This window comes from Allomesorhizobium camelthorni, assembly GCF_011045125.1.
Classification (GTDB): Bacteria; Pseudomonadota; Alphaproteobacteria; order Rhizobiales; family Rhizobiaceae; genus Allomesorhizobium; species Allomesorhizobium camelthorni.
The window spans coordinates 1-23,810 of sequence record NZ_JAAKZF010000006.1; the positions used below are offsets into that span (position 1 = coordinate 1).

Below are 23,810 nucleotides of genomic sequence, written 5' to 3' on the forward strand. Positions count from 1 at the left end.
ATCACCTGAATCTCAACACACCTCAGGCGATGCCGCGGCGTTTTTGGCCGGCTCCGCAAAAGCGCGCATCGAATGGCTTTATTGAGCCATCGCACCGCTTGACAGGCCATGCCGAACCCCTTAATCCCACGCCCAACGACGCCGCACTCTGTTGCAGCGTCAGTGCGCGGGTGTAGCTCAGTCGGTTAGAGTGCCGGCCTGTCACGCCGGAGGTCGCGGGTTCGAGCCCCGTCACTCGCGCCATCTATTCAATCACTTAATTCAGGTGGTTCATGAAAGCTCCGAACGGCTCGCCGGCCGTTCGGAGCTTTTATCGTATTGCGGACATCTGTAACCGGGTAGCCCGCGGTCGGAGTTGGGCCGAGCACGTTCGACTGCGTTCAGCCGGAACTCCGCGCGGCCCCATCCGCGGATGGGCCAGGCCCTACGCCGTCGGCTCGTTTAACCCGCTTCTTTGTTGCGCGTTCCAGAACCACAACCCGAGCACTGCGCCGAAGAAGAAGGTGTGGGCGATGAACTGCACCACCGGATTTGCATCCAGGAACCACGGGAATATCGTCGGCGCGATCACGTAGAAATTCACGAGCCACAGGGCCAGTCCGTAAATCCAGCCGACGCCGATCAAGGCGGCCGCGCCTCGCAGCATTGTCGCAATCGCCCCGAATATGAGCCCGTATATGATGGCGAGCACAAGATGGACGACAACGCCGGCAAACCCCGCCGTCCAAAGCGAGTAGCCGGGGTCAAGGGCCTGCGAACCAAGAGCGATGGCGCCGATCATGCGCAGGGGCATGAAGAACGCGCCGGCTCCCATCATGAACGCGCTCACCAGCATTTCGAAAACGGCAAACACAATACCTGCGACGACGCCCGCTACCAGGCCTTGCTGGAAACCCCATTTGATGTCGCCTTGCGTCACCGGCGTGTGGAAGTATTCGCGGTAAGCCATGGCATGCCTCCTCCTGTTGGAGTGCAACTTCGGTGAACAGGGAACGCGGCGGCGTGTCGGCCGTTCCAGGGCTTCAGTTGGTTTCACGGTGATTTGAACAGGGTTCAGGCGCGCCCTGCGGCTCCGCCCTTGCCCCGCCGGAACAATCGGCCCCGCGGCGGGTTTGGTGGGCAGTCCAGATCCAGAGAGGGAATGCCAAAATGCGTAACATGTTGATCGCCGTGGCCGCGATGGCCGCATTGACCGCGTGCAGCCAGACTGAAAAGGGCGCCGTGATCGGCGGAGCGACCGGAGCAATAATCGGCGGCGCCGCGAGCGGCGATGCCGGCGGAGCGGTGGTGGGAGGCGGTATCGGCGCGGTCGCCGGCGCGCTGATCGGCAACGCCAGCGAACCCGGCAAATGCTATTACCGCGACCGCTACGGCCGCCGCTTCATCGCCGATTGCTGAGCTTGCATAGGCGCGGCGGTTAGCGACGGCTTCCACCCTTACCGTCGGCGTGATTTGGAAAAGGCAGCAGGATGGAAACGCCTCCGGTGCAGGGAATAAAAACGTCGCAATCCCCGTTTATTTGAGGCGTTCCGGCCTTCAGCGTATCATGGTGGGCTGGTCTCGCATCGCATTCGCAACCCCGCAGGGAGGACTAAGATGCTACGTTCCATTTCACTTGCTCTTCTGCTGACGATCGCGCCGGCGAGCGCGTTCGCCAATTCCTGTCCGACGCAAATGGCCGCAATCGACGCGGCCTTGCCGACCGCCTCTCTTTCGGAAGCGGACATGACCAAGGTCAAGGAATTGCGCAAGCAGGGCGAAGACCTGCACAATGCCGGCGACCATGCCGGTTCGCTGGCAGCGCTCGGCGAAGCAAAGAAAATGCTCGGAATCTAGAGCATCGTGCCGAAAAGTGGATGCCGGTTTTCGGCAAAAACGATGCGAAAACAAAAAAGCTAGAGCGAGATGCCCGATTCCGAAATCGGGCGGCTTGCTCTAGCCGGCGACGCTAGGGGCCCTAAAAGAAAAGCCGGGGCGAACCCGGCTTTTCGGACTGCAACTTGATCGCAATGATATCAGTTGACGGCGTCCTTGAGGCCCTTGCCGGCCGAGAATTTCGGCACGGTGCGGGCGGGAATCTTCACTTCGGCGCCGGTCTGCGGATTGCGGCCGGTCGAAGCAGCGCGTTTTGACACGGTGAAATTTCCGAAGCCGACGAGGCGGACATCGCCGCCCTTCTTGAGTTCGCCGGTGATCACGGAAAATACCGCTTCAACGGCAGACTGCGCGTCGCCCTTGGAAAGATTGGCCGACTCGGCGACGGCAGACACTAGTTCGTTCTTGTTCATAAAAATTTCCTTCCATGAGAAAACCGGGACAAACGACTCGACCGGCAGGAAACGGACTGTAGAAAGAACTGTTCCTCCAACCAAGCGGGAATCTCACCAAAAACCAAGAAAAAGCGCGGAATTCCGGGGTTTTTCACACGAAAAAGCCGGGCGCGAAGCCCGGCTTTCAGGTTGCAGTGCACAATCGGCGGTTTTACCTAGTGGGCAAAGGCCTTGCCGGCGTCGTCGACAGCTTCCGGCGGCGTCGCGACGGGACCCACCGGTTCGACCCATTCGATGGGTTCCGGCATCCTGACCAGGGCATGTTTGAGCACCTCGCCAACCCTGGCGACCGGGATGATCTCCATCCCGCTCTTCACATTGTCGGGGATCTCGGCCAGATCCTTGGCATTGTCCTCCGGGATCAGCACCTTCTTGATGCCGCCCCTGAGGGCGGCGAGGAGCTTTTCCTTGAGGCCGCCGATCGGCAGCACCCGGCCGCGCAGCGTGATCTCGCCGGTCATCGCCACATCGGCCCGGACCGGAATGCCGGTCAGGATCGAGACGATCGAGGTCGCCATGGCGACGCCCGCCGACGGACCGTCCTTGGGCGTGGCGCCTTCCGGCACGTGCACATGGATGTCGCGCTTGTCGAACAAAGGCGGCTCGACGCCGAAATCGATAGCTCTCGAGCGGACATAGGATGCCGCGGCGGAGATCGATTCCTTCATCACCTCCTTGAGGTTGCCGGTGACCGTCATCTTGCCCTTGCCGGGCATCATGACGCCTTCGATGGTCAGCAACTCGCCGCCCACTTCCGTCCAGGCCAGCCCTGTGACCACGCCGACCTGGTCGTCCGCCTCGACCTGGCCGAAGCGGAAGCGCGGCACGCCGAGATAGTCAGAGAGGTTTTCGGCAGTTATCTGCACCGATTCCTTCTTCGTCTTGATGATCTCGGTCACCGCCTTGCGCCCGAGCTTCATCAGTTCGCGCTCCAGGCTGCGCACACCCGCCTCGCGGGTGTAGGTCTGGATGATGCCGCGGATGGCGTCGTCGTCGACGGAGAACTCCTTCGGCTGCAGCGCATGATCGCGCACCACCTTGGGCATCAGATGCCGCTTGGCGATCTCGACCTTCTCGTCCTCGGTGTAGCCGGCGATGCGGATGATCTCCATACGGTCCATCAGGGGCGCAGGGATGTTCAGCGTATTGGCCGTCGTCACGAACATCACGCTCGACAGGTCGTACTCGACCTCGAGATAGTGGTCCATGAACGTCGAGTTCTGTTCCGGATCGAGCACTTCGAGCAGCGCCGAGGACGGATCGCCGCGGAAATCCTGGCCCATCTTGTCGATCTCGTCGAGCAGGAAGAGCGGGTTGGATTTCTTCGCCTTCTTCATCGACTGGATGACCTTGCCGGGCATCGAGCCGATATAGGTGCGGCGGTGTCCGCGGATTTCGGCCTCGTCACGCACGCCGCCGAGCGCCATGCGGATGAACTCGCGGCCGGTCGCCTTGGCGATCGACTTGCCGAGCGAGGTCTTGCCGACGCCGGGAGGGCCGACGAGGCAGAGGATCGGCCCCTTCAGCTTCTTCTGGCGGCTCTGCACGGCCAGATATTCGACGATGCGGTCCTTGACCTTGTCGAGGCCGAAATGGTCGGTATCGAGCACTTCCTGGGCAAAGCCAAGATCCTGCTTGACCTTGGAGTGCTTGCTCCAGGGCAACGACAGCAGCCAGTCGAGATAGTTGCGCACGACCGTCGATTCCGCCGACATGGGCGACATCGAACGCAGCTTCTTCAGTTCGGCTTCCGCCTTTTCGCGGGCCTCCTTTGAAAGCTTGGTCTTCTTGATGCGCGCCTCGATCTCGGCGGCCTCGTCGCGGCCGTCCTCGCCCTCGCCGAGTTCCTTCTGGATCGCCTTCATCTGCTCGTTGAGGTAGTATTCGCGCTGCGTCTTCTCCATCTGGCGCTTGACGCGCGAGCGGATGCGCTTTTCAACCTGCAGCACCGAAATCTCGGCTTCCATGAAGCCCATGGCTTTCTCGAGCCGCTCGCGGACCGAGAGCGTGCCGAGCATTTCCTGCTTTTCGGTGATCTTGATCGCAAGGTGCGAGGCGACCGTATCGGCGAGCTTGGAATAGTCGTCGATCTGGCTGGCCGCGCCCACCACTTCGGGCGAGATCTTCTTGTTCAGCTTGACGTAGTTTTCGAAGTCGGAGACCACCGAGCGGGCAAGCGCCTCGACCTCAACCTCTTCCTCTTCGGGCTCGGCAAGCATGACGGCTTTCGCCTCGTGGAATTCTGCACGCTCGGTGAACGACGCTATCCGCGCGCGTGCGGTGCCCTCGACCAGCACCTTGACGGTACCGTCAGGCAGCTTCAGAAGCTGCAGCACATTGGCGAGCGTGCCGATGTCGTAGATCGCATCGGATTCGGGATCGTCGTCGGCGGCGTTCATCTGGGTCGCGAGAAGGATCTGCTTCTCGCCGCCCATCACGTCTTCCAGCGCCTTGATCGACTTTTCACGCCCCACGAAGAGCGGGACGATCATGTGCGGAAACACCACGATATCGCGCAGTGGGAGGACTGCGTAGACACCGTTGCCGGAAGATCGGGGTAATTTGGCCATTGTCCAACCTTTCATGTCGCGGCCGCACATTGGCCAACCGCGAATCTCATATTAACGGCCGCGAACCGATCCGCCTATACGCCGAATGGCTACGGAAAGTTCAGCACGGAATTCAGCCCCGGCCCGACAATTGGTTAGTTGGCGTCCGGTTGCGCAAAGATCAAGAGCGAACAAGAATCCGTGCACCAGCCTTGCAATTTTGACGCCCTTGTTTTCATGCTTGCGGCGCCGACAGTTCTTTTTCGCTGGGCTGTGGTGAAAGTGTGACCGGAAGACTGCCATGACCGTTGATCGACGCTCTATTCTGACCGGCGGCGCCCTGCTTGCGCTGGCCGGCGCGGCGACAGCCGCCGGAACGGCCGAAGCCACCGCTCGTGCTGAAGTCAAGGCCGTCCCGAAGGAGTTGAAGAAAACCGCTGTCTACGTGCCCGGCTATTTTCCGGATCACGCCTTCGCCAACGGCAAGCCGCTCGCCAGCAATCGGCGCTTCAACCGCGCCATCACCGGCCAGGCGATCTACAAGATGCTGACGCGGGTCGGATTCGACGGCTCGATAAAGCAGACGCTGCTGCCGGTCGCCGCACACGATGTCGAGGTCGCGCCGGACCGCTCGATCGGCGTCCTCTGCTCTATGGACGGCGAGCAGCACACCGCCTTCGACCCGGAGACGCTGGAGCTTGCGGCCATCGGCCCTTCGCTCGGCGACGGCTGGCACGGCGGCGGACACGCCATCTATCTCGACGGCGGGAAAACGGTGATCCTCTCCGAGCGCGCGCCTTCGGTACCTTACCAGGGCAAGCTCGAAAGACATTACGGACGGCTTACGGTGCGCGATCCCAAGACGCTGCAAATCACTGAGGCCTATTCGACGCACGGCATCGATCCGCACGACATCCGGCTGACGGCCGACGGCAAATACATCGTCGCGGCAAATTATGGCTCGACGATTTCTGCCAAGACCGGCAAGTACACCATCCCGCGCGGCGTCGTGCAGGCGTCGATCACGGTGGTGGAAGTATCGAGCGGCAAGCTGGTCGACAAGCGCATCACCGGCCGGGACGAGACGGAGTTGCGCCACCTTGCGGCCGGACGGCTGGACCGCATCTTCGCCATCCAGGCACGCTACGGCAGCGACCGCGACGATGCACGCCAGCTCAGGGGCGAAGACGTCGCCTATGAGGCCGACGTCACGACGGACCCCGGCTACAACTACATGTCGGCAGCCACGTTGAAATACGACGCCTACCGCAACCGGCTCACCAGGATGGGCGACGCGAAGTCGACGAAGCTCATGCGGCACGGCCTGTCGATCCGCTACGACGAGCGCCATGACGAGGCGATCGCAACATACCCCACCACGCATCGCGTCATGGTGTTCGACGGCGCAACCGGAGCCGTGTCGAAAAGCCTCGACACTCGCACGGTCGGCCTGCGCTATCCCGCCGGCGTCACCTTCCTGCCGGATGACAAGCACTATGCCGTCACTGGTCATTGGGAGAACATGTTCGTGTTCGAGCGCGGCACCCATCGTCTCGTGCGCGAGCTCTGCCTCTACCCCGTGTTCTTCGGCCACAGCCATATTACGGCGGCGTGAGACCGCCAGTTGACCTCCCCCTTGCGGCAGGGCAATCGCATGTAATTGGAATGGGACGCTGACGACCCCCTCCCCCTTGCGGGGAGGGATAAAGGGTGGGGGTGGTGAAGAATGTGCCGTCCTGCAAGCCTGCGGCTCTTCTTTGACAGGAATTGCGGCCCGAACCGCGAGCCGGAAGACATTGTGCACAAATTCCGGCGCCGACCGCCTGCCTTGTTCCGCCAAATTGCTGGAAAGGCTCACAAATTTCCGTGTCGTCCGGCGGCTGGCGGTCGATTTTATCCCCCGGAAAGGGGTGCCCCTTCCCCAATGCACACAGCAAAACGGCGCCCCGAAGGCGCCGCTGCAAATCATTGCTTGTGTAGGAAAATCAGGCGCTTACGCCCTTCTTCTCCTTTTCGGAGTAGATGTAGAGCGGCCGGGCGCTGCCGGTCACCACTTCCTCCGAGATCACGACTTCCTGCACGCCTTCCAGCGCCGGAAGCTCGAACATCGTGTCCAGCAAAATCGCTTCCATGATGGAACGAAGCCCGCGCGCGCCGGTCTTGCGCTCGATGGCGCGCTTGGCGATCGCCGACAGCGCGTTCTCGTGGAAGGTCAGGTCCACATTCTCCATCTCGAACAGCCGCTGGTACTGCTTGACCAGCGCGTTTTTCGGCTCGGTCAGGATCTGGATCAGCGCCGGCTCGTCAAGGTCCTCCAGCGTCGCCAGGACCGGCAAACGGCCGACGAATTCGGGAATCAGGCCGAATTTCAAGAGATCCTCAGGCTCTACCAGGCGGAAGACCTCGCCGCTGCGCCGGTCTTCCGGAGAGGCGACGGTGGCGGAGAATCCGATCGAAGTCTTGCGCCCGCGATCCGAGATGATCTTGTCCAGGCCGGCAAATGCGCCGCCGCAGATGAACAATATGTTGGCGGTGTCGACCTGGAGGAATTCCTGCTGCGGATGCTTCCTGCCGCCCTGCGGCGGCACGGAGGCGACAGTGCCTTCCATGATCTTCAGGAGCGCCTGCTGCACGCCTTCGCCCGAGACGTCGCGGGTGATCGAGGGATTGTCGGACTTGCGCGAGATCTTGTCGATCTCGTCGATATAGACGATGCCGCGCTGCGCCCGCTCGACATTGTAGTCGGCCGACTGCAGAAGCTTCAGGATGATGTTCTCGACGTCCTCGCCGACGTAACCGGCTTCAGTCAGCGTCGTGGCGTCGGCCATGGTGAAGGGCACGTCGATGATGCGGGCGAGCGTCTGCGCCAGCAGCGTCTTGCCGCAGCCGGTCGGGCCGATCAGAAGGATGTTGGACTTCGCCAGTTCGACATCGTTGTTCTTCGACGCGTGCGCGAGCCGCTTGTAGTGATTGTGGACGGCGACCGACAGCACGCGCTTGGCGTAGGGCTGGCCTATCACATAATCGTCAAGGACCTTCAGTATCTCTTGCGGAGTAGGCACGCCTTCGCGTGACTTCACCATCGAGGTCTTGTTCTCCTCGCGGATGATGTCCATGCACAGTTCGACGCATTCGTCGCAGATGAATACGGTCGGGCCGGCGATAAGCTTGCGCACTTCGTGCTGGCTCTTGCCGCAGAATGAGCAGTAGAGCGTGTTCTTGGAGTCGCCGCCCCCGTTGCTGACCTTGCTCATCTTTTCCAAGTCCTTTCAGTGCAACCCGGCCGGTCCTCTGGCTGAGCGTCTCCATACCTAATTATCGCGGGAATACGCCGCTGCCAACCTCTGGCGCCCCGCAACGCACGCTGTACGAACACAAATCAGAAAACGTGATGATGATTCGCGGCGCCCCAGCCTGAAAGCTAAGCCGCCGAAACTCAACATCGCCTTAACGTAGGTGGCCGTCCCCGCCGAGGGAACAACAAATTGTGTCCGAATTGCCGCAGGGCAATCAAAAACGCGCCATGATTTCCATCGCCGGGCGATCAGAGGGCCGGCGCGCCTTCGATCAGTTCGCGCGACGTTATCACCTTATCGATCAGCCCAAAGTCCTTCGCTTCGTCGGCGGTCAGGAAATGATCGCGGTCGAGCGTCCGCTCGATCGTGTCGTAGTCCTTGCCGGTGTGCCTGACATAGACCTCGTTGAGCCGGCGCTTGAGCTTGATGATGTCCTGCGCGTGGCGCTCGATGTCGGATGCCTGGCCGGAGAAGCCACCCGACGGCTGGTGCACCATGATGCGGGCGTTGGGCGTGGCGAAGCGCATATCCTTGTGGCCGGCGCAAAGCAGCAGCGAACCCATCGAGGCCGCCTGGCCGATGCACAGCGTCGACACCGCCGGCTTGATGAACTGCATGGTGTCGTAGATCGCAAGTCCGCTCGTCACTACGCCGCCGGGCGAATTGATGTAGAGCGAGATTTCCTTCTTCGGGTTCTCGGCCTCGAGGAACAGAAGCTGCGCGCACACAAGCGTCGCCATGCCGTCTTCGACCGGACCGGTGATAAAGATGATGCGCTCCTTGAGGAGGCGCGAGAAGATGTCATAGGCGCGCTCGCCACGGTTCGTCTGCTCGACCACCATCGGCACGAGATTCATGTAGGTTTCGACGGGGTGCCTCATGGATTAGCCTTCTTTGTAGGATGTCCGCGCCTGCGAGCCGGAATCGATCTGAATTGTCCCCTGTTAAATAGGATGCCCGCTCGGCCTTGTGCAAGGGCGACCTGCGGAGTCTCAATTCAGGATAACGACGCGGTTATGCGGCTTCCGCCCGCAGCCATCTCTTCAAGCCCGGCACGTCGCCGCTTTCAAGCGCCCGCGCCACCCGCCGACCGACCGCCGCGCCGAATTTGTAGCCGTGGCCGGAGCAGGCGGAAACGACGAGGCATTTGCCGCGCTCGACCGCCAGAAATTTTTCGTCGGCGGTGAACGTGTAGGCACAGGTCACCACCTCGGTCACCTTGTACTCGCCGATGCGGGCGATCGGTGGCCGGAAGAGGTCGCGGATCGCCTCGCCCTCGCCTTCGACCGGAAAACGGTTCCAGTCGGCGTCGCTGGTGGGAACCTTGTGCAGGCCTGAGCCGAACTTCATGCCGGCTCCGCCGGAGGGCGGCACGATGTAGCCGTCGGTCTTGCCGCCGACATCGAGTATGACGGGCGCAGCCTCCCACGCCGCTTTCAGGTCCGCCGGCGGCTCGACATAGGCGAGCGCCGTTCTGTAGGTTGTGAGATCGGCGCCGAGCCGAGGAAATAACTTGAGCACCCATGCGCCGGCCGCGACGATGATCTTGTCCGCCCGCATCTTCTCGCCGGATTCGAGCGCGATCTCGCCATGATCCTCGTCGATCGCGATGACCTTGCTGTTCTCGTAAATGTTGACGCCATTTTTCCGCAGCCAGCTAGCCAGTCCCGCCGCGATCTTGCGGCAGTGCAGCGCGCCGCCTTCCGGCGAGAAGAAAGCGTAGCGAAATGTTCCCGGCTCGAGAAACGGCCACCGCGCCGCGGCTTCGCCGGCGTCGAGCATCTCGAGCGGATAGCCGCCTCCGACCAGCCCATCGCGAAACTGCTCGGCCTCGTCGCCCGCCTCGCGCGAAACGCAGATGAAGCCGCGCGGATCGAGATGGTTCTTGCCGAGATCAGCCCAAAGCTCATCCCATGCGTCATAGGCTTCGGTGATCAGCCGGCCGTAGCCCGCTGCGGCGCCATAGGCGCGGCGGATGATGCGGTGATGATCGCCGGAAGCTGCGAGCGGGTTGGGGATCGCGCCCTGTTCGAGCAGCGTCACCTTGTGTCCGCGCTTCGCCAGCGCCCAGGCGGAGGAAAGGCCTGCAATGCCAGCGCCGACGACTGCAACCTTCACCCTGTCTCCCCGCCCGTTGCAGCACGCATCAATTCAAATCGAGGCCGGCAACATAAAGGCTGGCGCCATCTTGGCAACCAGTCAGAATTGATTCACGCCATTGACGATGAACGCCGCCGGGAAGAAGCGGTCCCGAGCGATTAGAGCGCGCGCACCGCCTCGAGCACTTCCGCTGCGTGGCCGGGCACCTTCACCTTCGGCCAGATCCTGGCGATCCTGCCGTCGCGGTCGATCAGGAAGGTGGTGCGCTCGACGCCCATATATTTGCGGCCATACATGCTCTTTTCGGCCCAGACGCCGTAAGCTTCGATCGCCTTTCGCTCCTCGTCGGCGACCAGATCGACCGAAAGGCCGTGCTTGGCCTTGAATTTGTCATGTTTCTTGGCGCTATCCGGCGACATGCCGATGACGACCGCGCCGGCCTTCTCGAAATCCGCCTTGAGCGCCGAGAAGTCGATCGCTTCGGCGGTGCAGCCGCTGGTGTCGTCCTTGGGATAGAAATAGAGGACGACCGCCTTGCCCCGCAGGGCCGAGAGCGTCAGCGTTCCGCCGCCATCGCGCGGCAGCTCGAATTGCGGTGCGTCCTGTCCCGGAGAAAGTTCGGTCATGTCCGTGCCCCTGTTTGATGTCATGCGCGAGCCGACAGGGTTATAATGCCGCCGGCGGATTCGTCCACGCCGGAATTCAATGCAGGATATCGTGTGGATCACGAACTACGGAAGCACGAGAAGATTCGCTTCAGGCGCGACGAAATCGCCGACCTCGGCGCGTTTCCTTCGGCTGAAGGGCAAGATCTCCGGCCACCGAAGCCGAGCCTGATCCGCCGCACGGCAAATACCTGCACCGTCGGCGTCGCGGTCACCGTTACTGTACTCGGACTGATCGCCGGCCTGGTCTATGCAGCGGGCGTATCCGGCCTCGGTTCGGAGCGGCTCCGCCTGGAAGCCGAGAAGGCGATCAGCACTCTTGCCGGCATGGATGTCGACGCAGCGGTCGGTCCGGCGCGCCTGTCGCTCGACGGCTCGAGCCTGGTGGCGCTGGAAGTGCGCGACGTCAGCCTGAAAAAGGGGGAAGACGGCGCGCCGATGGTGGACGCCGGCGTCATGCGCTTCGGCGTGCGCTTCCTGCCGCTGCTCTCCGGCAACGTGCAACTTGGCAGCGCCTCGATCTCAAACGCCCGCATCATGGCGGCTGTGATGCCCGAACAGGACGGCGTCGACTGGACGAATGTGCTGCGCAACGAGGCGGGCCTGATCGATCCCGACCGCGTGATCGAGGTGACGTTCGACCGCCTCCACCGCGCGCTCGACGCGGTGCGCCCCGGAGCGGCGGACCGCCTCGACCTGGAAAATGTCGAGATCGTGCTGCCGGAAGACGGCAGGATAAGGGTGGTCAGGATCGTCAGCGCGACGCTTGCGGCCTCCGGCCCCGGCAAGCTGACGTTTTCCGCCGCAGCCGAGATCGACGGCCGCGCCGTGACGCTGGAGGGTTCGGCTGTGCGCGACCCGGTTTCGCGGCGCATCAGCGTGCTCGACCTGCAATCGGCGGCCGCCGCACCTGAACCGGCTTTGCCCGGCGAACAGGCCAGCAAAGGATTGAATCGCCTCGGCGCGATCGACATCAGACTTTCGGGACAGGAAGGGATCGGCGCCGAGCCGGCCCGGCTCCAAGCGGCGCTGACTCTGCACGAATCGGCTCTCGACCTCGGCGCACGCGGCGTCCTCGCCGGCAGCGCTTCGGCCGCCGCAACGCTCGTCGCCGGCTCGGGCAAGATCGAGATCGACCGGCTTCACGTCGCCAGCGGACGCAACAATTTCGAATTCAACGGCGCGGTCGGACCGAGACCTCGGAGCGATGAAGCCGGTGAGGAGCCGGCCTACCGCTTCGAACTCGTAAGCAGCAGCGCCACGCTCGCGCCCGGCGATTCGCCGGAGCCGGCTCTCAATTTCATGACCGGCATCAACGGCGTCTATACGCCGGGCAGCAACCGGCTGGTCGCCGAAGAGGTGGCGATCAAGAGCGGCTCCGGCGAGGCGTTCGGCTCGGCCTCGCTCGATTTCGTGCCGGGCAAGGCGCCGGGCTTCGCGCTGGCCTTCACGGTGAGCGACATGCAGGTTTCGCATGTGAAGCAGCTTTGGCCATGGTTTGGGGCCGACAAGGCGCGATTGTGGGTGCTGGATCATGTGTTCGGCGGGCGCGTGCCCGACGGCCGCATGCAGCTTCGCGTGCTGCCCGGCCGGCTCGGCAATGGCGTGCCGCTGTCGCCGGAAGAGGTTTCCGGCCGTTTCCAGGTCGATGGCACGCGGTTCGACACGGCCGGGCTTATACCGCCGGTGCGCGACGCCAATGGCGTGGTCGAATTCGCCGGCCACGACATCGACATCGCGCTTTCATCGGGCACGGTCTATATGCCGAGCGGCCGCAGCGTCGCCGCAAGCAACGGTACGCTCGCCATCAAGCAGGCCAACCGCAAGCCGGTGATCGGCGCGCTCGATATCGACGTGACCGGAGACGCGGCGGCCGTGACCGAACTCGCCTCCTACGAGCCGATCAACGGGATGCGCTTCATAGACCTGACGCCCGACGATTTTTCCGGGCAGGTTTCGGGAAATGTGAAGGCCGACATTCCGCTGCACAAGGGCATCGACCGCAGCACGCTCGATTGGCTGGTGAGGCTGAACTATGCCGAACTCGCCGTGGCCAAGCCGTTCAATGGCCAAACCCTGAGCGATGCCGACGGCACGATCACCGTCGACCCGGACAAGGCGGTCATATCCGCCAAGGGCAAGCTCAACGGGGCCGAGGCGGAGATCGAGCTGGTGGAGCCGCTCCGGCCCGCAGGCCCCGAACGCCAGCGCAAGATAGCGCTCATCCTCGACGACAAAACGCGCGACGCGCTAGCGCCGGGATTGTCGCTGATGGTTTCGGGCCCGGTGCGCGTCGAACTCGACGGGCAGGGCGCGACGCAGCAGGTCAAGGCCGATCTGACGAAGGCCAGGCTCGACATTCCCTGGGCCGGCTGGAGCAAGGGGCCGGGCGTCGCGGCCGAGGCGAGCTTCACGCTCGCCAAGGACGGAGACACCACCACGCTTTCTGATTTCTCGCTGTCGGGCAAATCCTTCGCGATCGAGGGCGCGGTGACGCTGGCCAATGGCGGGCTGGCGAAAGCCGATTTCGACAGAGTGCAGTTGAACCGCAGCGACGATGTCGACGTGACCGTAGAGCGCACCGGCAGGGGCTATTCCGTGGCGGTCGAGGGTGCATCCTTCGATGCACGCTCGCTGATCAAGCAATTCACCTCCGACGCGGCGAGCACGATGACATCGGGCGGTTCGGCGCCGGTTTCGCTGACGCTCGACGTGGAAAGCCTGGGCGGCTTTCACGGCGAGAGACTGTCCAATGTGAAGCTCGACTACAGCGGCGCCGGCGCCAAGGTGAACGGCCTGAAAGTCTCGGCCGTGTCTGGGGCTGGCGGAAAAGTGACGGTCCAGAACGCTTCCGAAGGCGGCAGCCGGAAGCTCGACATGCAGTCGTCGGATGCCGGCGCGATCCTTCGCTTCCTCAACATCTACGAGCATATGGAAGGCGGCGCGATCACGCTCGCTCTGGCCGGCAAGGGCGACGGGCCGATGCGGGGCCGCGTCGACGCGACCAATTTCTGGGTGGTCAACGAACCCAATCTCGCCTCGATCGTCTCGACCGCGCCGGCGGGCGGCGACCGCAGCCTGAACCAGGCCGTCCGCAAGGACATCGACACGTCGCGGGTACAATTCGAGCGTGGCGCCACGCAGATCGACAAGGGAAACGGTTATCTGAAGCTCGACAATGGCGTGCTGCGCGGTCCGATGATCGGCACGACCTTCCAGGGCACGCTCTACGACAAGAACGACCGCATGGCCATGACCGGCACCTTCATGCCGGCCTATGGCCTGAATCGCATCTTCGGCGAGATTCCGCTGTTCGGCGTGATTTTGGGTAACGGCCGCGACCGCGGGCTGATCGGCGTGACCTACAAGCTGGAAGGCCCGGTCAAGTCGCCGCAACTCCAGGTCAACCCGCTATCGGTCATCGCGCCGGGGATATTCCGGTCCATTTTTGAGTATAATTGAAGTTAAAGCCGCCCAAAATCCCGTGGTTCGACAGGCTCACCATGAGGGATTTTGGGCATCTGCGTCTGGCTCTGCCAAGTCGCAGTCGTGGCGAATCGTCCAGTAGCCCTCATGGTGAGCCTGTCGAACCACGAGGGCGCTTGGAGGTGAGCCCGGCCTGCAAACAGGTTCCATATGCGACTGGCCTGCCCGCAAGGGGGAGACAGACTCTCACACAGGCCGCACCAGAATGTGCTTCTTCTTGCCGAGCGACAGCTTGACCACGCCGTCGGCGGTCAGGTCGGCCGGCGTGACCATGCGCCGCTCGTCGGCGACGGGCTGATCGTTGAGGCGCATGGCGCCGCCCTGAATGTGGCGGCGCGCCTCGCCATTCGAGGCCGCGAGCCCCGCCGTCACGAACAGCGACAGGATGCCGATCCCGGCCTCCAGCGTGTCCCGGCCGATCTCCACCGTCGGGAGCGTGTCGGCGGTGACGCCCTCCTCGAAGGTCTTGCGCGCGGTTTCGCTCGCCTGCTCGGCGGCGGCGCGGCCATGCAGAAGCGCGGTGATCTCGGTTGCCAGGATCTTCTTGGCGTCGTTGATCTCGGAGCCGCCGAGCGCTTCGAGCCGGGCGATCTCGTCCATCGGCAGCGTCGTGTAGAGCTTCAGGAAACGGCCGACATCGGCGTCCTCGGTGTTGCGCCAGTATTGCCAGAAGTCGTAGACGCTCAGCATTTCCGGATCGAGCCAGACGGCGCCTGACGCCGTCTTGCCCATCTTGGCGCCGGAGGAGGTGGTGAGCAGCGGCGTGGTGAGCGCGAAGAGGGACGCATTCTCCATGCGGCGGCCGAGATCGATGCCGTTGACGATGTTGCCCCACTGGTCGGAGCCGCCCATCTGCAGGCGGCAGCCAAAGCGCTTGTAGAGCTCGACGAAGTCGTAGGCCTGCAGGATCATGTAGTTGAATTCGAGGAAGGACAGCGACTGCTCGCGGTCGAGCCGCATCTTCACCGAATCGAAAGCCAGCATGCGGTTGACCGAGAAATGCCGGCCGACATCGCGCAGGAAGTTGACGTAGTTGATCTCCATCAGCCAGTCGGCATTGTTGACCATCATAGCGTCGCCGGGGCCTTCGCCGAAATTCAGGTAAGGCGCGAAATTCCGGCGGATGCCGGCGAGGTTGTCCTCGATGTCGGCGGGCGTGAGCAACTTGCGCGCCTCGTCCTTGAAGGATGGGTCGCCGATCATCGAAGTCCCGCCGCCCATTAGTGCGATCGGCCGGTGGCCGGTCTGCTGAAGCCAGTGCAGCATCATGATCTGGATCAGCGAGCCGGCGTGCAGGCTCCTGGCGGTCGCGTCGAAACCGATATAGGCCGTCACCGTCTCCGTCGCAAAAAGCCTGTCGAGACCGGCATCATCCGAAGTCTGGTGGATGAAGCCGCGCTCGGACATTGTGCGCAGGAAGTCGGACTTGAAGGCGGACATTTTGCTATCCCGGGGAACATCGCGGCGGGCGCGCGCCCGCCATGGCAAGAGTGGATGCGCGCGTTTAGCATCCGCGCACGAGGAATCACAAGAACGGCGGCGAAAATGGCGGCACTATGCGCGATCGGCCTGATGAGCGGCACGTCCATGGACGGCATCGACATCGCGTTCGTGAAGACCGACGGCGAAAACCATATCGAAGCCGGGCCGTCAATGTTCGTGCCCTACGAAGCAGCGTTTCGCCTGCGCATCGAGGAGGCGCTGGAAACGGCGAAGGCAATAGTCAAGCGCGAGGACCGGTCGGGCGGTCTCGCCGAACTGGAACGTGAAATCAGCCTGAGGCACGCGGTGGCGGTCGAGGCGTTCCTGAAATCGGAGGCCGGCGACTGGGGCAAGCCTGACATCATAGGCTTTCACGGCCAGACGGTGCTGCACCGGCCGGCGGCCGGCGTGACCGTGCAGCTCGGCGATGGCGCGCTGCTTGCCCGCGAAACCGGGATTCCCGTGGTCTGCGATATGCGCGCCAACGACATGGCGCATGGCGGGCAGGGCGCGCCGCTTGTGCCCGCCTATCATGCGGCGCTCGCGCGCTCGCTGCCAAACCCTTTTGCGGGAAAATTCCCGGTCGTGTTCGTCAATATTGGCGGGATTTCCAATGTGACCTTTGTGCCGGCGCAAGGCGCGCCGGTCGCCTTCGACACCGGCCCCGGCAACACGCTGATCGACCAGTGGGTCAGCCGGGAGGGCGGCGTGCCGTTCGACGCCGGCGGGGCGATCGCCAGCGAAGGCGGCGTGGTCAGCACCGTGGTGGATTGCTACCTGGAAAACCCGTTCTTCGAGAAATCCGGCCCCAAATCGCTCGACCGCAACGATTTCACGCTCGACCTTGCGCGCGGGCTGGAGCTTTCGGACGGCGCCAGGACGCTTGCCGCAGTCTCGGCCGAGGCGATCCTGAAATCGGCCGAGCACATGCCGGAAAAGCCGAAACTCTGGATCGTCTGCGGCGGCGGGCGGAAAAATCCGCACATCGTCGGCGACCTGAAAGCCGGGGCGGAGAAGGTCGGCGCACGGGTGATCGTCGCCGAAGATGCGGGACTGGACGGCGACGCAACCGAGGCGGAAGCCTGGGCTTATCTGGCGATGCGCTCGCTGAAAGGCTTGCCGCTGACTTTTCCGACGACGACCGGATGCCGCGAACCGGTCAGCGGCGGCGTGCTGGCGAAGCCGTAGCGTCGTCGCCGATCCGCAGAGAAAACTCCGGCTCGCCGGGAGCGAGCGGACCGGAGCAGACGCAGCTCGACGCGGAAGACCGCCTGTTACGCGGAGGCCTTGGCCTTTGGTGCTGCCTTGGGCTTGGCCTTTGCCGCCGGTTTAGCCTTCGCCGCCGCGGCCTTTGCCACGCCCTTTTTCGCGATCGACTTGGCTGCCTTGGCGGGAGCGGCCTTGGCTTTGGCCGCCACAGGCTTGGCCGCCTTTGCGGGCGCCTTCTTGGCGGCAGGGACGACTTCTTCGACTGTCGCCGTCGCTACGTTCTTCTTGATCGACTCTATCGCCTTCGTTGCCGAGGCTTTCGCCTTGTAGCCTTCCGAACTGAACACGATCTCGCCATTGGCGGCGCGATAGCGGAAGCGCGTTTCACCCTTTTTGTCTTTGTAGATTTCGAATTTGCTCACGGGCGGTATCCCCTCATGTGAGATTGTGATTCGGTCACAAGCAAAAGCTGCCACGCAGTAAGTCGGCTGTCGAGTGACAGGCTAGACTTTCCACCGAAGCGATGCGCGCAGATGGGACAGTTTATGAAGGGGCTTTGTTAGCAGTAACTTATAGATCACCGCAGTCTTTTCGGTCGCGAGTCCGACAATTCGCCGGCTTCCATGTGCCGTCCCGCCTCCCCCGCATCGGTTAGTTATTGAGCTTATATCAATTCTGATATAGAGTGAGCCCGAAGATGAAGCGACTGAATTTTCTCGGAGATTCGCTACAGCAGATAAAGCAATTCCCGCTCTCCGCCCGAAAGGAGGCTGGTGTTCAGTTGTTCAAGGTCCAGCACGGAATCGAGCCCAGCGACTGGAAGCCGATGAAAACGGTCGGGCCAGGTGTGCGGGAAATCCGAATCCGCGACGAGGCCGGCGCGTTCAGGATCATCTACGTCGCCAGCGTCGGTGAGATGGTCTTTGTGCTGCACGCGTTTCAGAAGAAAAGCCAGCAAACGGCGAAGCGAGATCTCGATCTGGCTATCCAGCGCTTCAGGAAAATCTGATGGAGAAGAAGATGGAACAGCAGATATTCGACAATGTCTGGGATGCGCTGGAAGACACGCCCGAAGAAGCGGCCGAGATGACGATGCGCTCCAACCTGCTGATTGCCGTCGAGCAGAGGATTCGGAGTTGGAATGTCACTCAGAAGGAAGCCGCACGAAGATTGGAGATAAGCCAGCCTCGGCTGAACGATCTGCTGAGAGGCAAGATCAACAATTTCAGCATCGAGGCGCTTGTCGGCCTAGCGGTCAAAGCGGGTCTGACTGTCAGGTTGGATATCGCCGACGCGGCCTGATCACCGCAGTCTTTTCGGGCGCGGGTCCGACAATTCGCCGGCAAGGCGCCGGTCGAGATAGTCTGCGCATTCGTCGATCAGCAATTGCATGTCGTTTGAGAAGAAATGGTTGGCGCCGGGCAGCGTCTTTTGCGTGATGGTGATGCCCTTTTGCGTATGCAGCTTGTCGACCAGGGCCTGGACATCTTTCGGCGGCGCGACCTTGTCGGCGTCGCCATGGATGATCAGCCCGGAGGAAGGGCAGGGCGCCAGGAAGGAGAAGTCGTAGGTGTTGGGCTGCGGGGCGACCGAAATGAAACCCTCGATCTCCGGCCGGCGCATCAGAAGCTGCATGCCGATCCAGGCGCCGAAAGAATAGCCGGCGACCCAGCAGCTCTTTGAATCCGGATGCAGCGACTGGATCCAGTCGAGCGCGGCGGCGGCGTCCGACAATTCGCCGGTGCCATGGTCGAATTCGCCCTGGCTGCGGCCGATGCCGCGGAAATTGAAGCGCAATGTCGTGAAGTTGCGCTTCTGGAACATATAAAAGAGGTCGTAGACAATCTTGTTGTTCATCGTCCCGCCGAATTGCGGGTGCGGGTGGAGCACGATCGCGATCGGCGCGTTTTTCTCGGTCGACGGCTGATAACGGCCTTCCAGGCGACCCGCCGGACCGGTAAAAATGACCTCAGGCATGAATGACTCCAGTTCCTACAAAAACGCTTGCCGGCTGGAACAATTCATCCTCTGGCCTTGACGCGCGACAGGCGTCTTTCTAGAAGCTAGTTTAGAATTGTTCAAAACTGGGTGGCTGATGCCGCCCGTTCGGCAAAGCGGGTAAATAGGACGGCTTGCCTTGGAATTTCAAGGAAATAACGTCCGGCCGCGCCCGAATGCAGACTGACAGGACAGATTGAGCGGAATGGCCGCACTACGCGCCTATCTCGACTACAATGCAAGCGCTCCGCTGCTGCCAGAGGCGCGCGCGGCGATGCTTGCCGCACTCGACGTCACGGCCAATCCGTCGTCGGTGCACAGCGAGGGACGCGCCGCCCGCAGGATCGTCGAGGAGGCGCGCCGCGATGTCGCCACGCTGGTCAATGCCAAGGCAGAACATGTCGTCTTCACCTCCGGCGCGACGGAAGCGGCGGCGACGCTGCTTTCGCCGGACTGGCGCATGGGGCGGGGATCGATCCGCATGTCGCGGCTCTATGTCTGCGAGGCCGACCATCCCTGCCTGCTGGCGGGCGGGAGTTTTGCTCCGGATCGCGTGACCAGGATCGGCGTCGATGCGCAGGGCGTGATGGATCTGGCGGCCTTGAAGGCCGCGCTGGACGAGCACGATAAAAGCGAGGGCCTGCCGCTGGTCGCCGTTCATGCCGCGAACAACGAGACCGGCGTGGTGCAGCCTTTTGGCCGGATCGCGGCGCTGGTGAAGGCCGCAGGCGGCGTGCTGGCGCTCGACGCGGTGCAGGCTGCGGGGCGGATTCCGCTCGACATTACGGCTGGTTGCGCCGATTTCCTCATACTGTCCTCGCACAAGATCGGCGGCCCGAAAGGGGTTGGCGCGATCGTCGGCGCGTCGGACCTGATGATGCCGAAGCCGCTCATTGCCGGCGGCGGTCAGGAAAAGGGCCACCGCGCCGGCACCGAGAACCTGCCGGGAATTGCAGGCTTCGGCGCCGCGGCTCGGCATGCGGTGGAGAATCTTGGACGAATCGGGGCTGTCCGCGCCATGCGCGACGGCATCGAGGATCTGGTGCTGGCCGCCGCGCCCGACGCGCGGATATTCGGGCGCACCACCGAGCGGCTGGCCAATACGGTGTTCTTCGCCATCCCCGGCATCAAGGCCGAGACGGCGCAGATCGCCTTCGATCTCGCCGGGGTGGCGCTTTCGGCCGGCTCCGCATGTTCTTCGGGACGCGTCGGGCCAAGCCATGTCTTGAAAGCGATGGGCTACGCCGATACGGAAGGCGCGCTGCGCGTTTCGATCGGGCAGGCAACCACGGATGCCGAGATCGTGCAATTTGCGGCGGCGTTGCGCGACCTATTGGCGCGGCGTGCCGGCAGGACCAAGGCCGCCTGAACGGCGGAAACGGCCGTAAGGCCATGAGCGGTGTGTTTTCGGGGCGGCTGGTTTGCAGTCCCGGCGGGTGAAATGCCTGAAGGAACGCACTATATTGAACTTACGCCGTCCCAGCGGCGCCATAGTTTGAAAACTGCCGGGCCTTGACCCCGGCGTGGATGGAGAACGCTGATGCCTGCTGTGCAGGACACGATCGATCGGGTCCGAAAGATCGACGTCGACCAATACAAATACGGCTTTGAGACAGAGATCGAGATGGACAAGGCGCCCAAGGGCCTGTCCGAAGACACGATCCGTTTCATCTCCGCGAAGAAGAACGAGCCCCAGTGGATGCTGGATTGGCGTCTCGAAGCGTATCGCCGCTGGGTGACGCTCCAGGAGCCGACCTGGGCCCGCGTCAACTATCCGAAGATCGATTTCCAGGACATCCACTACTACGCCGCGCCGAAATCGACGCCGGGGCCGACCTCGCTCGACCAGGTCGATCCCGAACTGCTGAAGGTCTACGAAAAGCTCGGCATCCCGCTGCGCGAGCAGGAGATACTGGCCGGCGTGCAGAAGCCGGCGGATTCCGAGCTCGATGAAGCCAACGACAATGTCTACAAGTCCGGCCGGGTCGCGGTCGACGCAGTGTTCGATTCCGTTTCGGTGGTGACAACCTTCAAGAAGGAGCTGGCCGAGGCCGGAGTCATCTTCTGCTCGATCACCGAGGCTATCCGCGAGCACCCGGAACTGGTGAAGAAATATCTCGGTTCGGTCGTGCCGACCTCCGACAATTACTACGCGACGCTGAATTCGGCTGTCTTCACCGACGGATCGTTCGTGTTCGTGCCGAAGGGCGTTCGCTGCCCGATGGAGCTGTCGACCTATTTCCGCATCAACGAGAAGAACACCGGCCAGTTCGAGCGCACGCTGATCATCGCGGAGGAGGGCGCCTATGTGTCCTACCTTGAAGGCTGCACCGCGCCGCAGCGCGACGAGAACCAGCTTCACGCCGCGGTGGTCGAGCTGATCGCGCTGGACGACGCCGAGATCAAATATTCGACGGTGCAGAACTGGTATCCCGGCGACGCGCAGGGCAAGGGCGGTATCTACAATTTCGTCACCAAGCGCGGCGACTGCCGCGGCGACCGCTCGAAAATCTCGTGGACGCAGGTCGAGACCGGCTCGGCGATCACCTGGAAATATCCGAGCTGCATCCTGCGCGGCGACGACAGTCAGGGTGAATTCTATTCGATCGCGGTATCGAACGGCTATCAGCAGGTCGACAGCGGCACCAAGATGATCCATCTCGGCAAGAATACGAGAAGCCGGATCATCTCCAAGGGCATCGCCGCCGGCTTCTCGCAGAATACCTATCGCGGCCAGGTTTCCTCGCACCGCAAGGCGACCAACGCACGCAACTTCACCAACTGCGATTCGCTGCTGATCGGCGACCAGTGCGGCGCGCATACGGTGCCCTATATGGAAGCTAAGAACTCGACCACCAAGTTCGAGCACGAGGCGACGACATCGAAGATCTCCGACGACCAGAAATTCTACGTCATGCAGCGCGGCATTCCGGAGGAAGAGGCGATCGCGCTGATCGTCAACGGATTCGTCAAGGACGTCATCCAGCAGTTGCCGATGGAGTTTGCAGTCGAGGCGCAGAAGCTGATCGGCATCTCGCTTGAGGGGAGCGTGGGGTAAGAAGCAGATGACCAGTGATGGAGCGGAGAATTCGGTCTCGGTGAAGGGCGACGCTGGCTTAGTGGAACTGCGAGCAAGCGGGGAAGGAGCTTCGCGCATTACAAATGCGATTGCTGACCTGTTGAGTCCTTTTTCGGAGGCGGGTGGAGTTGTCGGCGATCACATAAGGTTCTTTCGTCAATCATCTGCGTTGCGAGCAATAGCGAGAGCACGGGAGATTGCTGTCGAAAGAGGGTTGGAGCTTCGGCCCGTGCCTCCAAAGTTTCTGCTGCAATGGGTCGAAAAGGCATCCTTAGAGGACGAGTCAGAAGACAATCTTACTGAACAATGGGCTGAATTGCTGGCGTCGGCTTCCGCAAACTACAAGTCTGCCCATGTGGCGTATGCAGACCTGTTGGGACAAATTGACAAAAAAGACGCTGAGCTTTTGCGCTTCTTTGCCCTCGATACGAGTTCCTTTGCATCGTTGGAATACGATTGGCTTATGGCGAACCGTGGTTTTCCCAATCCGGTACCTAAGAAGCTAACGGAACTTTGCGAAAAACCGGAGACAACCTGGGGCGAGATTCTTGAATGGGTCGAGGGCTGGGGATTGCAAGCAAATGTTCACGTGCTTCAGGTGGGAGGGCCTAGCGCAATGCCGCTTAGCACTGATTTCTACAAAGATCGAGAGCTAAACATTGGGTGCTTGATAAGAAACGGGTGTCTCAAAAAGGAAGATTCAAAAATCAGAGCCAACGGCCAAGAGATGTATATTTCCTGGATTTCAATAACGAAATTTGGTTTTGACTTTGTTTATGCTTGTGAAGGCGTTGATTTCAAAGAGTCGCGGCAAAAATTTGCTAACTTGAAACAAAATGGAACCGGAACTAATGCTTGAAATCAGAAACCTCCACGCCCGCATCGCCGAAGACGGCACCGAAATCATCCGGGGGCTTAACCTCACCGTGAAGAAGGGCGAGGTCGCCGCGATCATGGGGCCGAACGGCTCCGGCAAATCGACGCTTTCTTATGTGCTCGCCGGCCGCGAGGACTATGAGGTGACCGAGGGCGACATCCTCTACAACGGCCACTCGATCCTTGAGATGGATCCGGCCGAACGCGCCGCGGCGGGCATTTTCCTTGCCTTCCAGTATCCGATGGAGATACCGGGCGTGGCGACGATGGAGTTTTTGAAGGTGGCGATCAACGCGCAGCGCAAGGCGCGTGACGAGGAACCGCTGAAGATCCCCGAGCTTTTGAAGCGTGTGAAGGAAGCGGCCGGCTCGCTCAACATGGACATGGCGATGCTGAAGCGTCCGCTGAATGTCGGCTTTTCCGGCGGCGAGAAGAAGCGCGCCGAGATCCTGCAGATGAAGCTGCTCGAGCCGAAACTCTGCGTGCTCGACGAGACCGATTCCGGCCTCGACATCGACGCGCTGAAGATCGTGGCCGACGGCGTCAATGCGCTGAGGTCTCCCGACCGCGCCATCGTCGTCATCACCCACTATCAGCGCCTGCTCGAATACATCGTGCCGGACTCGGTCCACGTGCTTTATCGCGGCCAGGTCATCAAGTCGGGCGACAAGTCGCTGGCGGTCGAGCTGGAAGAGAACGGCTATGCCGGGATCATCGAAGAGGCGGCATAGGTGACGGTT

The 23,810-nt window shown here is 62.1% G+C and carries 20 protein-coding genes, 1 tRNA gene and 1 pseudogene; 12 read left to right on the forward strand and 10 right to left on the reverse strand.

Going from position 1 to position 23,810, the window contains the following annotated elements; genetic code table 11:
• Positions 1-166 precede the first annotated feature (166 nt).
• Positions 167-243, forward strand: a tRNA-Asp gene (locus G6N73_RS07175).
• A gap of 181 nt (positions 244-424) precedes the next feature.
• Here G6N73_RS07175 and G6N73_RS07180 read toward each other — a convergent pair.
• Positions 425-949, reverse strand: coding sequence for a hypothetical protein (locus G6N73_RS07180; RefSeq protein ID WP_165025372.1), 525 nt, complete (start codon positions 947-949; stop codon positions 425-427).
• A gap of 200 nt (positions 950-1,149) precedes the next feature.
• Between G6N73_RS07180 and G6N73_RS07185 the strand changes: the two genes are divergently transcribed.
• Both G6N73_RS07185 and G6N73_RS07190 read left to right on the forward strand, forming a co-directional pair.
• Positions 1,150-1,398 (forward strand): glycine zipper domain-containing protein, encoded by a 249-nt coding sequence (locus tag G6N73_RS07185; RefSeq protein ID WP_165025375.1) that lies wholly within the window; start codon positions 1,150-1,152, stop codon positions 1,396-1,398.
• A gap of 198 nt (positions 1,399-1,596) precedes the next feature.
• Entirely contained in the window at positions 1,597-1,836 is a 240-nt protein-coding gene (locus G6N73_RS07190; RefSeq protein ID WP_165025378.1) for a hypothetical protein, read from the forward strand.
• 179 nt (positions 1,837-2,015) lie between these two features.
• Here G6N73_RS07190 and G6N73_RS07195 read toward each other — a convergent pair whose 3' ends face one another.
• Together G6N73_RS07195 and lon are read right to left on the reverse strand one after the other, a co-directional pair.
• Positions 2,016-2,288 (reverse strand): HU family DNA-binding protein, encoded by a 273-nt coding sequence (locus tag G6N73_RS07195; RefSeq protein ID WP_165025381.1) that lies wholly within the window; start codon positions 2,286-2,288, stop codon positions 2,016-2,018.
• A gap of 197 nt (positions 2,289-2,485) precedes the next feature.
• Positions 2,486-4,900: an endopeptidase La gene (lon, locus tag G6N73_RS07200; protein WP_165025383.1), complete on the reverse strand. Its 2,415-nt coding sequence runs from the start codon at positions 4,898-4,900 to the stop codon at positions 2,486-2,488.
• A 280-nt stretch (positions 4,901-5,180) separates the two neighbouring features.
• Here lon and G6N73_RS07205 point away from each other — a divergent pair, with 280 nt between their 5' ends.
• Positions 5,181-6,494, forward strand: a complete 1,314-nt coding sequence (locus G6N73_RS07205) for a DUF1513 domain-containing protein (protein WP_165025386.1) — start codon at positions 5,181-5,183, stop codon at positions 6,492-6,494.
• A gap of 370 nt (positions 6,495-6,864) precedes the next feature.
• Here the strand turns inward: G6N73_RS07205 and clpX are convergent, their stop codons facing one another.
• The 4 genes from clpX to G6N73_RS07225 form a co-directional block, all read right to left on the reverse strand.
• Positions 6,865-8,133 carry an ATP-dependent Clp protease ATP-binding subunit ClpX gene (gene clpX, locus G6N73_RS07210; RefSeq protein ID WP_165025388.1) on the reverse strand — a complete coding sequence of 423 codons (1,269 nt, stop codon included), beginning with the start codon at positions 8,131-8,133 and terminating at the stop codon, positions 6,865-6,867.
• A 290-nt stretch (positions 8,134-8,423) separates the two neighbouring features.
• Positions 8,424-9,056: an ATP-dependent Clp protease proteolytic subunit gene (locus tag G6N73_RS07215; protein ID WP_165025390.1), complete on the reverse strand. Its 633-nt coding sequence runs from the start codon at positions 9,054-9,056 to the stop codon at positions 8,424-8,426.
• A 133-nt stretch (positions 9,057-9,189) separates the two neighbouring features.
• Positions 9,190-10,293, reverse strand: coding sequence for an FAD-dependent oxidoreductase (locus G6N73_RS07220; protein WP_165025392.1), 1,104 nt, complete (start codon positions 10,291-10,293; stop codon positions 9,190-9,192).
• 140 nt (positions 10,294-10,433) lie between these two features.
• On the reverse strand, positions 10,434-10,901 hold the full coding sequence (locus tag G6N73_RS07225) for a peroxiredoxin (RefSeq protein ID WP_165025393.1): 468 nt from the start codon (positions 10,899-10,901) through the stop codon (positions 10,434-10,436).
• Between the two features lie 93 nt (positions 10,902-10,994).
• Here G6N73_RS07225 and G6N73_RS07230 point away from each other — a divergent pair, with 93 nt between their 5' ends.
• The gene (locus G6N73_RS07230; RefSeq protein ID WP_165025395.1) at positions 10,995-14,402 is read left to right on the forward strand and encodes a DUF3971 domain-containing protein; all 3,408 of its coding nucleotides are present in this window, start codon (positions 10,995-10,997) and stop codon (positions 14,400-14,402) included.
• A gap of 210 nt (positions 14,403-14,612) precedes the next feature.
• Here the strand turns inward: G6N73_RS07230 and tyrS are convergent, their stop codons facing one another.
• Complete coding sequence (tyrS, locus tag G6N73_RS07235; protein ID WP_165025397.1) at positions 14,613-15,866, reverse strand: tyrosine--tRNA ligase; 1,254 nt, start codon at positions 15,864-15,866, stop codon at positions 14,613-14,615.
• 105 nt (positions 15,867-15,971) lie between these two features.
• On the opposite strand from tyrS, the gene G6N73_RS07240 reads away from it, so the two are divergent.
• Complete coding sequence (locus G6N73_RS07240) at positions 15,972-17,096, forward strand: anhydro-N-acetylmuramic acid kinase (protein WP_165025399.1); 1,125 nt, start codon at positions 15,972-15,974, stop codon at positions 17,094-17,096.
• 257 nt (positions 17,097-17,353) lie between these two features.
• Here the strand turns inward: G6N73_RS07240 and G6N73_RS38230 are convergent.
• Positions 17,354-17,539 (reverse strand): annotated as a pseudogene (locus G6N73_RS38230) (YegP family protein); the annotation flags it as partial.
• A 275-nt stretch (positions 17,540-17,814) separates the two neighbouring features.
• On the opposite strand from G6N73_RS38230, the gene G6N73_RS07250 reads away from it, so the two are divergent.
• Positions 17,815-18,126 (forward strand): type II toxin-antitoxin system RelE/ParE family toxin, encoded by a 312-nt coding sequence (locus G6N73_RS07250; RefSeq protein ID WP_165025748.1) that lies wholly within the window; start codon positions 17,815-17,817, stop codon positions 18,124-18,126.
• An 11-nt stretch (positions 18,127-18,137) separates the two neighbouring features.
• Positions 18,138-18,419 (forward strand): helix-turn-helix domain-containing protein, encoded by a 282-nt coding sequence (locus G6N73_RS07255; protein WP_165025746.1) that lies wholly within the window; start codon positions 18,138-18,140, stop codon positions 18,417-18,419.
• On the opposite strand, the gene G6N73_RS07260 is transcribed toward G6N73_RS07255, so the two are convergent.
• Complete coding sequence (locus G6N73_RS07260) at positions 18,420-19,094, reverse strand: alpha/beta hydrolase (protein ID WP_165025403.1); 675 nt, start codon at positions 19,092-19,094, stop codon at positions 18,420-18,422.
• Positions 19,095-19,320: 226 nt separating this feature from the next.
• On the opposite strand from G6N73_RS07260, the gene G6N73_RS07265 reads away from it, so the two are divergent.
• From G6N73_RS07265 to sufC, 4 genes are all read left to right on the forward strand, one after another.
• On the forward strand, positions 19,321-20,484 hold the full coding sequence (locus G6N73_RS07265) for a cysteine desulfurase family protein (RefSeq protein ID WP_165025406.1): 1,164 nt from the start codon (positions 19,321-19,323) through the stop codon (positions 20,482-20,484).
• A 171-nt stretch (positions 20,485-20,655) separates the two neighbouring features.
• Complete coding sequence (gene sufB / locus G6N73_RS07270) at positions 20,656-22,173, forward strand: Fe-S cluster assembly protein SufB (RefSeq protein ID WP_165025409.1); 1,518 nt, start codon at positions 20,656-20,658, stop codon at positions 22,171-22,173.
• Positions 22,174-22,180: 7 nt separating this feature from the next.
• Positions 22,181-23,053 carry an Abi-alpha family protein gene (locus G6N73_RS07275; protein ID WP_165025412.1) on the forward strand — a complete coding sequence of 291 codons (873 nt, stop codon included), beginning with the start codon at positions 22,181-22,183 and terminating at the stop codon, positions 23,051-23,053.
• Complete coding sequence (gene sufC / locus G6N73_RS07280) at positions 23,046-23,801, forward strand: Fe-S cluster assembly ATPase SufC (RefSeq protein ID WP_165025415.1); 756 nt, start codon at positions 23,046-23,048, stop codon at positions 23,799-23,801. The genes G6N73_RS07275 and sufC overlap by 8 nt, the downstream gene beginning before the upstream one ends.
• The last annotated feature ends 9 nt before the right edge of the window (positions 23,802-23,810 follow it).

Excerpts from the sequence above, each read along its gene's own strand:
- G6N73_RS07180 (WP_165025372.1), bottom strand. The coding sequence starts at position 949 with ATGGCTTACCGCGAATACTTCCACACGCCGGTGACGCAAGGCGACATC.
- G6N73_RS07185 (WP_165025375.1), top strand. The coding sequence starts at position 1,150 with ATGCGTAACATGTTGATCGCCGTGGCCGCGATGGCCGCATTGACCGCG.
- G6N73_RS07190 (WP_165025378.1), top strand. The coding sequence starts at position 1,597 with ATGCTACGTTCCATTTCACTTGCTCTTCTGCTGACGATCGCGCCGGCG.
- G6N73_RS07195 (WP_165025381.1), bottom strand. The coding sequence starts at position 2,288 with ATGAACAAGAACGAACTAGTGTCTGCCGTCGCCGAGTCGGCCAATCTT.
- lon (WP_165025383.1), bottom strand. The coding sequence starts at position 4,900 with ATGGCCAAATTACCCCGATCTTCCGGCAACGGTGTCTACGCAGTCCTC.
- G6N73_RS07205 (WP_165025386.1), top strand. The coding sequence starts at position 5,181 with ATGACCGTTGATCGACGCTCTATTCTGACCGGCGGCGCCCTGCTTGCG.
- clpX (WP_165025388.1), bottom strand. The coding sequence starts at position 8,133 with ATGAGCAAGGTCAGCAACGGGGGCGGCGACTCCAAGAACACGCTCTAC.
- G6N73_RS07215 (WP_165025390.1), bottom strand. The coding sequence starts at position 9,056 with ATGAGGCACCCCGTCGAAACCTACATGAATCTCGTGCCGATGGTGGTC.
- G6N73_RS07225 (WP_165025393.1), bottom strand. The coding sequence starts at position 10,901 with ATGACCGAACTTTCTCCGGGACAGGACGCACCGCAATTCGAGCTGCCG.
- tyrS (WP_165025397.1), bottom strand. The coding sequence starts at position 15,866 with ATGTCCGCCTTCAAGTCCGACTTCCTGCGCACAATGTCCGAGCGCGGC.
- G6N73_RS07240 (WP_165025399.1), top strand. The coding sequence starts at position 15,972 with ATGGCGGCACTATGCGCGATCGGCCTGATGAGCGGCACGTCCATGGAC.
- G6N73_RS07250 (WP_165025748.1), top strand. The coding sequence starts at position 17,815 with ATGAAGCGACTGAATTTTCTCGGAGATTCGCTACAGCAGATAAAGCAA.
- G6N73_RS07255 (WP_165025746.1), top strand. The coding sequence starts at position 18,138 with ATGGAACAGCAGATATTCGACAATGTCTGGGATGCGCTGGAAGACACG.
- G6N73_RS07260 (WP_165025403.1), bottom strand. The coding sequence starts at position 19,094 with ATGCCTGAGGTCATTTTTACCGGTCCGGCGGGTCGCCTGGAAGGCCGT.
- G6N73_RS07265 (WP_165025406.1), top strand. The coding sequence starts at position 19,321 with ATGGCCGCACTACGCGCCTATCTCGACTACAATGCAAGCGCTCCGCTG.
- sufB (WP_165025409.1), top strand. The coding sequence starts at position 20,656 with ATGCCTGCTGTGCAGGACACGATCGATCGGGTCCGAAAGATCGACGTC.
- G6N73_RS07275 (WP_165025412.1), top strand. The coding sequence starts at position 22,181 with ATGACCAGTGATGGAGCGGAGAATTCGGTCTCGGTGAAGGGCGACGCT.
- sufC (WP_165025415.1), top strand. The coding sequence starts at position 23,046 with ATGCTTGAAATCAGAAACCTCCACGCCCGCATCGCCGAAGACGGCACC.